Annotated in this window: 8 protein-coding genes; 4 read left to right on the top strand and 4 right to left on the bottom strand. The window is 62.9% G+C overall.

The genetic code is table 11. The features are described from left to right. Positions 1-3 precede the first annotated feature (3 nt). The 3 genes from J5M73_RS22615 to lpxO form a co-directional block, all read right to left on the bottom strand. Entirely contained in the window at positions 4-1,155 is a 1,152-nt protein-coding gene (locus J5M73_RS22615) for a PQQ-dependent sugar dehydrogenase (RefSeq protein ID WP_207816180.1), read from the bottom strand. Between the two features lie 78 nt (positions 1,156-1,233). Further along, positions 1,234-1,608, bottom strand: a complete 375-nt coding sequence (locus J5M73_RS22610; protein ID WP_115580090.1) for a hypothetical protein — start codon at positions 1,606-1,608, stop codon at positions 1,234-1,236. A gap of 162 nt (positions 1,609-1,770) precedes the next feature. Beyond that, the gene (gene lpxO, locus J5M73_RS22605) at positions 1,771-2,670 is read right to left on the bottom strand and encodes a lipid A hydroxylase LpxO (protein ID WP_102863520.1); all 900 of its coding nucleotides are present in this window, start codon (positions 2,668-2,670) and stop codon (positions 1,771-1,773) included. Between lpxO and J5M73_RS22600 the strand changes: the two genes are divergently transcribed. From J5M73_RS22600 to J5M73_RS22585, 4 genes are all read left to right on the top strand, one after another. After that, positions 2,633-3,034 carry a hypothetical protein gene (locus tag J5M73_RS22600; protein ID WP_162884042.1) on the top strand — a complete coding sequence of 134 codons (402 nt, stop codon included), beginning with the start codon at positions 2,633-2,635 and terminating at the stop codon, positions 3,032-3,034. The genes lpxO and J5M73_RS22600 overlap by 38 nt on opposite strands. After that, complete coding sequence (locus J5M73_RS22595; protein ID WP_207816178.1) at positions 3,031-3,765, top strand: alpha/beta hydrolase; 735 nt, start codon at positions 3,031-3,033, stop codon at positions 3,763-3,765. The genes J5M73_RS22600 and J5M73_RS22595 overlap by 4 nt, the downstream gene beginning before the upstream one ends. Positions 3,766-4,014: 249 nt before the next feature. After that, complete coding sequence (locus J5M73_RS22590) at positions 4,015-5,601, top strand: ABC-F family ATPase (RefSeq protein ID WP_102863518.1); 1,587 nt, start codon at positions 4,015-4,017, stop codon at positions 5,599-5,601. A 302-nt stretch (positions 5,602-5,903) separates the two neighbouring features. Beyond that, a complete protein-coding gene (locus tag J5M73_RS22585; protein WP_060839364.1) occupies positions 5,904-7,091 on the top strand; it encodes an MFS transporter in 1,188 nt (395 codons plus the stop codon). A 1-nt stretch (position 7,092) separates the two neighbouring features. Here J5M73_RS22585 and J5M73_RS22580 read toward each other — a convergent pair whose 3' ends face one another. Further along, positions 7,093-8,130: a dienelactone hydrolase gene (locus J5M73_RS22580; RefSeq protein ID WP_102863517.1), complete on the bottom strand. Its 1,038-nt coding sequence runs from the start codon at positions 8,128-8,130 to the stop codon at positions 7,093-7,095. Between the last annotated feature and the right edge of the window lie 138 nt (positions 8,131-8,268).

Here is an 8,268-nt window from a genome sequence, read left to right as displayed (position 1 = left end):
GGATTATTCCAGGCCAACCTTGTACAGGCCGCCCTGATCCTCGTCGGTGAGGATGTAGAGATAACCGTCCGGGCCCTGGCGCACGTCTCGGATACGCGCATTGAGCTCGCCCAGCAGGCGCTCTTCATGGGTGACACGGTCACCGTCAAATTGCAGGCGGATCAGTTCGCGGCTGGCCAGGGCGCCGATGAACAGGTTGTGCTGCCAGGGTTTGAAGCGATCACCGTCATAGAACGCCATGCCGCTGATGCCGGGAGACTTCTCCCAGACATGATGAGGGCCCACGGTACCTGGTGCTGTCTGGCCGCCGGCCTCGGGAATCGGCTGGCCGGAGTAGTTGACCCCGTGAGTCGCCAGGGGCCAGCCGTAGTTCTTGGCCCGTTCGATGAGGTTGATCTCGTCACCGCCCTTGGGTCCGTGCTCGTTCTCCCACAAGGTGCCGCTCCAGGGGTTGAGCGTCGCGCCCTGTGGATTGCGGTGGCCGTAGCTCCAGATCTCCGGACGCACCCCGGGCTGGCCGACAAAGGGGTTGTCGTCCGGCACCCGGCCATCGGCGTACAGGCGCACGATCTTGCCATGGAGTTTGTCCAGGTCCTGGGCGGTGGCCCGGTTGTTGTTCTCGCCCAGGGTGATGAACAGGTAGCCATCGCGGTCGAACACCAGGCGAGAACCGAAGTGGTTGCCGGTGGACAGCTTCGGCTCCTGGCGGAAGATCACCTTGAAGTCCTTGAGCCCGCTGAGGTCGTCGGCCAATCGGCCCCGGCCGACCGCAGTGCCGGCTGTGCCGTTCTCGCCACCGCCTTCGGCGTAGGACAGATACACCAGGCGGTCCTGCTTGAAGTCCGGCGACAGCACCACGTCCAGCAAGCCGCCCTGGCCATTGGCCCAGACCTTGGGCACCCCGTTCAAGGGGGCCGAAAGCTTGCCGTCCGGGCTCACCAGCCGCAGGCTGCCGGGACGCTCGGTGACCAGCATGCCTTGGCGATCTGGCAGGAAGGCCAGGGCCCAGGGGTGGTTCAAACCTTGCACCAGCGGCGTCAGGCTCAGAGTGCCCTGCTCGCTGGGAAACGACTGTTCGCCCGCCGCCGAGACCGGCAACGCGCTGCCCAGCAGGACGCTGGCGCACAAGGTGGCGAAAAGGGTTTTACGCAACATGCTCGCTTCCTTCTGTGGATCAAGAAATTCCCTCGCGCCCCCAGGCAGGCGGCGCCGACAACGCAGCACACCGGCATCTTAGCGCCGGTTGTTCGGATCGTTGGCTCGGGGGCTTTGCACTCGGGGATCGGGGTTGGGTCGCTGCACGCCGCCCCGGGGATAACCGTTGCCGATACCGCCGTTCTCCAGGGTGGGCCGCCGCACGCTGGGGCCGGTGCCAGGGCCGCGCACAGGCGGACTGATGGGCTGGGTGCCCTGCATGCTGTTGGGATTGGCCCGGCGAATGGGGTTGCTGTAGGGATCGTTGTTGCCACTGTTGGGCAGGTTCTGCGCCAGCAGCAGAGTGCTGGGCAAGTGCGGGGATGGGAGCGGTTCAGGAGCGGCGGCCCAAACGGCGCCACTGGCCCAACTCAGCGCGATGAATGCGGCAAACCTGCGGGCCAGACTGTTCATGACAAGCCTCCTGAAGAGCGACAAGGTATCGAATTCGATTCCACGCTACGCCCAGGGTTCGGCTTTGTTAATTAAATATTCCTGCAGAACATGTAACACCCGGTATCCGCGGCCCGCCATTGGCGGCGCCGCGTTACCGCTGTGCAGAAGGCGGATGGCCCATCAGATATAGATGAACAGCAACAGCAGTGCGGCGAAGATCGCCCACTTTTCCAGGTAGTAACGGGTGCGGTTGCGCTTCTTCAGTTCCTTGCCCCGCAGGCGGATCTTGTACAGCTTGTTGAAGGCACGGTTCAGGCCGCCGGTCTTGTCCCCGGCATCGTTGGGCGAACCGGCAGCGGACATCACCGTGCGGCTGAACCAGCCGTTGAACGCCGCAGCCCAGCGATACTTCATCGGCCGCTCCACGTCGCAGAACAGAATGATGCGGTTCTGATCGGTGGTGTTTTCCGCGTAGTGGATGTAGGTCTCGTCGAACATTACCGCTTCGCCATCGCGCCAGTGATAGCGCTCGCCATCGACCTCGATGTAGCAGCCTTCGTTGTTCGGCGTGGACAGCCCCAGATGGTAGCGATAGGAACCGGCATAAGGATCGCGGTGACGCACCAGCTTGGAGCCCGGAGGCAGCTCGGCAAACATCGCTGCCTTGATCGAGCCGATGCTCTGCACCAGCTCGGTGGTGCGCGGGCACAGCTTCATCGCCGAAGGGTGGCTGTCGCCGTACCACTTCAGATAGAAGCGTTTCCAGCCGGTCTTGAAGAACGAGTTGAAACCCACATCGTTGTACTGATCCGAGCGCTTGATCTCACCGGCCTGCAACAGGTTCTGGCCCTCGGCACGAATCTCCTCCCAGTGTTCCTGCAGCTTGTTCATCTCGGGGAAGTCGGCCGGGTCCAGGTAGGGCCGGTTGGGAAACTTGGAGAACAGATAAAGGAAGCAGTTGATGGGGGCCAGGAAGGTGGAGTGATCACTCAGTTGGCGACCCAGCTTGTGGCGCACGCGCCCCCGCAGGTGTACGTACGCAATGGATAAAACGTATACAGCGGCAATGATGAGTTTCACGGAAATTGTCACACTTCAGAAGAGAGCATGCTGCGCCCCTGAAAGCCCGAAGGGCCAAAGGCAAATGGCAGCGTCTGAGTTGAAAAAAGCGCAATCGGCGAACATCTTCGTCGTCGATCCGACCCTCGGCGTCCGGCCGTCGGGTCGCATTTTAGCCACAGTTTGTAACCAATGGTTAACTCAAATTTGTGAAAAGCTGCGCGACTTCTGTCGAAATTTGCCTGTATTGCGCCAGGTTTTGCTTCAGCTCAATAAAATGCCCTCCAGCCCTCTGGCCAGCACAAACGAGCTGTGTTGGCCGGACTCCCGAGGTATCCTGCCGGGCGCTTTTTTTCTTTGTACCCGGCAAGGATCGCTGAATTGATCGACCCCACACCGCTCCCGATCCTGGTCCTGCTGCCTGGAATGGATGGCACCGGCAGCCTGTTCGCCCCCCTGCTCCACGCCCTGCCCCCGAACCTAGCGGTGCAGGTGCTGCGTTATCCCACCGATCAGGTGCTGGACTACCCCGCCCTGGTAGAGCGGATATGGCAACAACTGCCGCTGGACCGTCCTTTCGTGTTGCTGGGCGAGTCGTTTTCCGGGCCGGTGGCCGTCAGCATCGCCGCCCGACGACCCAGCGCCATGCTGGGGCTGGTGCTGTGCTGCAGTTTTGTGCGCAATCCGCGTTCGGCACTGGCGCCGCTGTCACCGTTGCTCAAGCTGCTGCCCTTGCGACACCTGCCGTTCTGGCCGATGGATGCCTTGTTGCTCGGCGGTTTTTCCACCCCCTCCCTGCGCAGCGCCCTGGCGGCAGCCATCGCCCAGGTGACGCCCCAAGTACTGCGGGCCCGGTTGCAGTCAGTGATTGCAGTGGATGCAAGCCAGGCCCTGGTGGCCACAGAGGTACCGCTGCTGTACCTCCAGGCCCGCCACGACCGGCTGGTGCCGGCCTCGGCATCCATCCTGATCCGGCAACTGCGCAACGACGCCCGGCTGGTGGCCATCGACGGCCCTCACTGCCTGCTTCAGGCCGCCCCCACTGAGGCCGCCGCACACTTGCAGCGGTTCATGCACGCGTTGGCTCAGGCCCGGGTTGCACTTAACGGCAGTTGAACATCGGCCATTGCGGCGAAAATCCCTACCCGAGCGTCATACAACTGCTCGGTTACATATGCGACAATGCGCACAAATTCCAACATGCACCCCGCACTCTTCGCTCAGCAACCTGGCCCCGTCGCCGGAATGTTGCGCTCGACGTACGCCCGCTGGCTCAGTTCCACACCCAGACCGGCCCGACCTGGAAGGCTCCAGATCGCGCTTCGTGGATTCAAGGCTGGCGCTAAATCATTGGTAGGTAAGTAATTGATCTCCACAGCTAACATCACCATGCAGTTCGGCGCCAAGCCACTGTTCGAGAACGTTTCGGTCAAGTTCAACGGTGGCAACCGTTACGGCCTGATCGGCGCCAACGGTTGCGGCAAGTCGACCTTCATGAAAATCCTCGGTGGCGACCTCGAGCCGTCCGGCGGCCAGGTCATGCTGGAGCCGAACGTGCGCCTGGGTAAACTGCGCCAGGACCAGTTCGCCTACGAAGAATTCACCGTGATCGACACCGTGATCATGGGTCACGAAGAGCTGTGGAAGGTCAAGGCCGAGCGCGACCGCATCTACTCGCTGCCGGAAATGACCGAAGAAGACGGCATGGCCGTGGCCGAGCTGGAAACCGAATTTGCCGAGATGGACGGCTACACCGCCGAATCCCGCGCCGGTGAGCTGCTGCTGGGCCTGGGCATTCCCCTGGAACAGCATTTCGGCCCGATGACCGAAGTCGCTCCAGGCTGGAAACTGCGGGTGCTGCTGGCCCAGGCGCTGTTCTCCGATCCGGAAGTGCTGCTGCTGGACGAACCGACCAACCACCTGGACATCAACACCATCCGCTGGCTGGAAAACATTCTCACGGCGCGTAACAGCACCATGATCATCATTTCCCACGACCGGCACTTCCTCAACAGCGTCTGCACCCACATGGCCGACCTGGACTACGGCGAGCTGCGCCTGTTCCCGGGCAACTACGACGAGTACATGATCGCCGCGACCCAGTCCCGCGAGCAGTTGCTGTCGGACAACGCCAAGAAGAAAGCCCAGATCGCCGAACTGCAGACCTTCGTCAGCCGCTTCTCGGCCAACGCCTCGAAAGCCAAGCAGGCCACTTCCCGGGCCAAGCAGATCGACAAGATCCAGCTGGCCGAAGTCAAGCCGTCGAGCCGGGTCAGCCCGTTCATCCGCTTCGAACAGACCAAGAAGCTGCACCGCCAGGCGGTGACCCTGGAGCGCATGTCCAAGGGTTTCGATGGCAAGACCCTGTTCCAGAACTTCAGCTTCACCGTCGAAGCCGGCGAGCGCGTGGCGATCATCGGCCCCAACGGTATCGGCAAGACCACCCTGCTGCGCACCCTGGTGGGCGAGCTGACCCCGGACGCCGGTACCGTCAAGTGGACTGAAAGCGCGGAAATCGGCTACTACGCCCAGGACCACGCCCATGACTTCGAAGACGACGTCAGCCTGTTCGACTGGATGGGCCAGTGGACCCAGGGCGAGCAGATGATCCGTGGCACCCTGGGCCGCATGCTGTTCTCCAACGACGAGATCCTCAAGTCGGTGAAGGTGATTTCCGGTGGTGAGCAAGGCCGCATGCTGTTCGGCAAGCTGATCCTGCAAAAGCCCAACGTGCTGGTGATGGACGAACCGACCAACCACTTGGACATGGAATCCATCGAGGCCTTGAACCTGGCCCTGGAAAACTACCCGGGCACCCTGATCTTCGTCAGCCACGACCGTGAGTTCGTCTCGTCCCTGGCCACCCGCATCATCGAGTTGAGCCCAAGCGGCGTGACCGACTTCAGCGGCACCTACGACGACTACCTGCGCAGCCAGGGCGTGATGTTCTAAAGCGGCAGCGAGCGTCAAGCGACCAGAAAAGAGCCCCGTCCAGTGTGACGGGGCTTTTTCATTTGGGCCTCGCTGGCCGGTGCAGAAACCTTCGAACCTTGTGCACTATCGATCAGCGTGTTCGCCGGTAAGCCCGCGCTTGCAGGGCTCGCAGCGCCGCTGGGCTTATCGGCGAAGCAGCCTTCAGGCCTTGCACATCAGCGGTCTGCGAGGCGTTGGGGAAAGATAGTTAGCCTGCTTCCTTTTATGATCGCGGCACGCGATGATGCGGCTCTCTAACCGCCGCCCGCGAACGAGCCTTCATGCCCGAGCCACAGACCTCCGCTCAAAGCTCCATGGCGATCACCCTGCAGATCGTCTCCATCGTCTTCTATACCTTTATCGCCTTCCTCTGCATCGGCCTGCCAATCGCCGTGCTGCCGGGCTACGTCCACGAACAGCTGGGCTTCAGCGCGGTGATTGCCGGGCTGACCATCGGCGCGCAATACCTGGCCACCCTGCTCAGCCGGCCCATGGCCGGGCGCATGTCGGACACCGTGGGCACCAAGCGCTCGATCATCTACGGCTTGCTGGGGATTCTCCTCAGCGGGCTTTTGACCCTGATTTCAGTGTGGCTGGAACACTGGCCACTGCTGAGCCTTGCCGTGCTGTTGGGCGCACGCCTGCTGCTGGGCGTGGCCCAGGGCTTGATCGGGGTCGGCACCATCAGCTGGTGCATGGGCCAGGTGGGCGCGGAACACACGGCCCGCTCGATTTCCTGGAACGGCATTGCCTCCTACGGCGCCATTGCCATCGGCGCGCCGTTGGGAGTGGTGATGGTTGAGCAATACGGTTTCACCAGCCTGGGCATCGCCCTGTCGGTTCTGGCGGTGCTGGCCCTGCTGCTGATTCGCAACAAACCCTCGGTGCCGGTGATTCGCGGCGAGCGCCTGCCGTTCTGGGCGGTCTTCGGGCGCATTGCCCCCTTCGGCGCCAGCCTCAGCCTGGCCTCCATCGGCTATGGCACCCTGACCACCTTCATTACCTTGTTCTACCTGAGCCGCGGCTGGACCGGCGCCGCCTATTGCCTGACGGTGTTCGGGGTGTGCTTCATCTGCTCGCGGTTGCTGTTCATCTCCAGCATCAGCCGCTTTGGCGGCTTTCGCTCGGCCATTGCCTGCATGTGCGTCGAGACCCTGGGGCTGACCCTGCTCTGGCTGGCGCCGTCCACGGCCTGGGCGCTGATTGGCGCCGGGCTCACCGGCTTCGGCTTGTCGCTGGTGTACCCGGCGCTGGGGGTGGAAGCCATCAAGCAAGTGCCCAACAGCAGCCGCGGTGCCGGTTTGAGTGCCTATGCGGTGTTTTTCGATCTGGCCCTGGCCATCGCCGGTCCCTTGATGGGCGCGGTGGCCCTGAACCTGGGGTATTCGTGGATTTTCTTCTGCGCCGCCCTGCTCTCGATCACCGGCCTGGGACTGACGCTGCTGCTCAAGCGTCGGGCCGGTGCCTGAGTTACTGGTCGGCAGTCTGCATCCCTGCCCGGCTCGGCCGGCCCAGGGTATGGGTGAAGAACCTGCCGGCCTCGGCAATCAGGTTGCGATGGATATCCTCGCGGTCGACGCCGTCGGCATCGGTGCACAGGGCCGGCATGGCCGCCAACTGCTCGGCGCTGCACGGCGCCATGAACACGAAGTGCCCGGCACCGGCCAGCAGCTTGAAGTCCGGGGCCACGGGCAGCTTGCGCGCCAGGGCCGCGGCATTCTTGTCCAGGGCCACCAGCTGGTCGCCATCGCCGCTGTAGAGCAGCACGGGCACATGCACCCCGGCCAGGGTCTGGCGACCGAATTTCAGGCTCAGGGGCGCCATCAGCATCAGTGCATGCACCCGCGGGTCGGCCACTGGCTGCAGATCCTCGCGGTCGACAATCAGTTCGCCCTGGGTATTGCAGGCATCGCGATCATCGGGACGTTCCTGGCAGTAACGCCGCAGGCGGTCCAGGTCAGGCGTGGCGCCGGACAGGATCAAGGCGGTCTCGCCGCCGGCGGAATAACCGATGACCCCGACCTGATCGGCATTGACGAAGGGCGACAGCATGGGGTCGCCAAGGGTGGCGGTTATGGCTTCGGAAATCTGGATCGGCCGTCCGTAGAGGTTGCTCAAGGTGCCCAGGCGGCTGTGGTCCTTGGAGTTGTCACCGGGATGAATCACCGCCACCACGACAAAACCCTTGCGTGCCAGGGACGTCGCCAGGTCGTGCAGGGCCAGGGGTGTACCGGTATTGCCGTGGGACAGCATCAGCATCGGAAAGCGGCCGATGGCGACCTTGGCATCCCGGGATGCGGCGATCTGATACCCCTCGACCAAACTGGGGTGCTCGATGCCGGTGGACGGGTAAAAGGCAATGGCGCGCATCGGCTGCCGGTCCAGGGGATCGAGAAAACTCATTTCATGGAAGCCGACGCTCCAGTGCGGGTGGGGCGCAGGAGCGGCCTGCACTGAAATCGGGCTGCCGAGCAGGTACATCAGTAACACTGCACAAACACGTTTCATCACACGCCCACCTTTGCCGCCGGATCGAGAAAGCCCGTTACCCCTGCCATCCCTTGCTGCCAAGGCCTTGAAGCCAGATTGGCCCATCAATGCGAATGCACCGCCAGGGAGCACGACTCCCGGCCTCGAAAAACCTGC

It is taken from the genome of Pseudomonas sp. 50_B, assembly GCF_017491625.1.
GTDB lineage: Bacteria > Pseudomonadota > Gammaproteobacteria > Pseudomonadales > Pseudomonadaceae > Aquipseudomonas > Aquipseudomonas danubii.
This window is presented reverse-complemented; position numbering and strand designations above follow the sequence as displayed.

What these genes read in the sequence shown, in the direction of transcription:
- J5M73_RS22615 (WP_207816180.1), bottom strand. Translation starts at nt 1,155, where the DNA reads ATGTTGCGTAAAACCCTTTTCGCCACCTTGTGCGCCAGCGTCCTGCTG.
- J5M73_RS22610 (WP_115580090.1), bottom strand. Translation starts at nt 1,608, where the DNA reads ATGAACAGTCTGGCCCGCAGGTTTGCCGCATTCATCGCGCTGAGTTGG.
- J5M73_RS22600 (WP_162884042.1), top strand. Translation starts at nt 2,633, where the DNA reads ATGGATAAAACGTATACAGCGGCAATGATGAGTTTCACGGAAATTGTC.
- J5M73_RS22585 (WP_060839364.1), top strand. Translation starts at nt 5,904, where the DNA reads ATGCCCGAGCCACAGACCTCCGCTCAAAGCTCCATGGCGATCACCCTG.
- J5M73_RS22580 (WP_102863517.1), bottom strand. Translation starts at nt 8,130, where the DNA reads ATGAAACGTGTTTGTGCAGTGTTACTGATGTACCTGCTCGGCAGCCCG.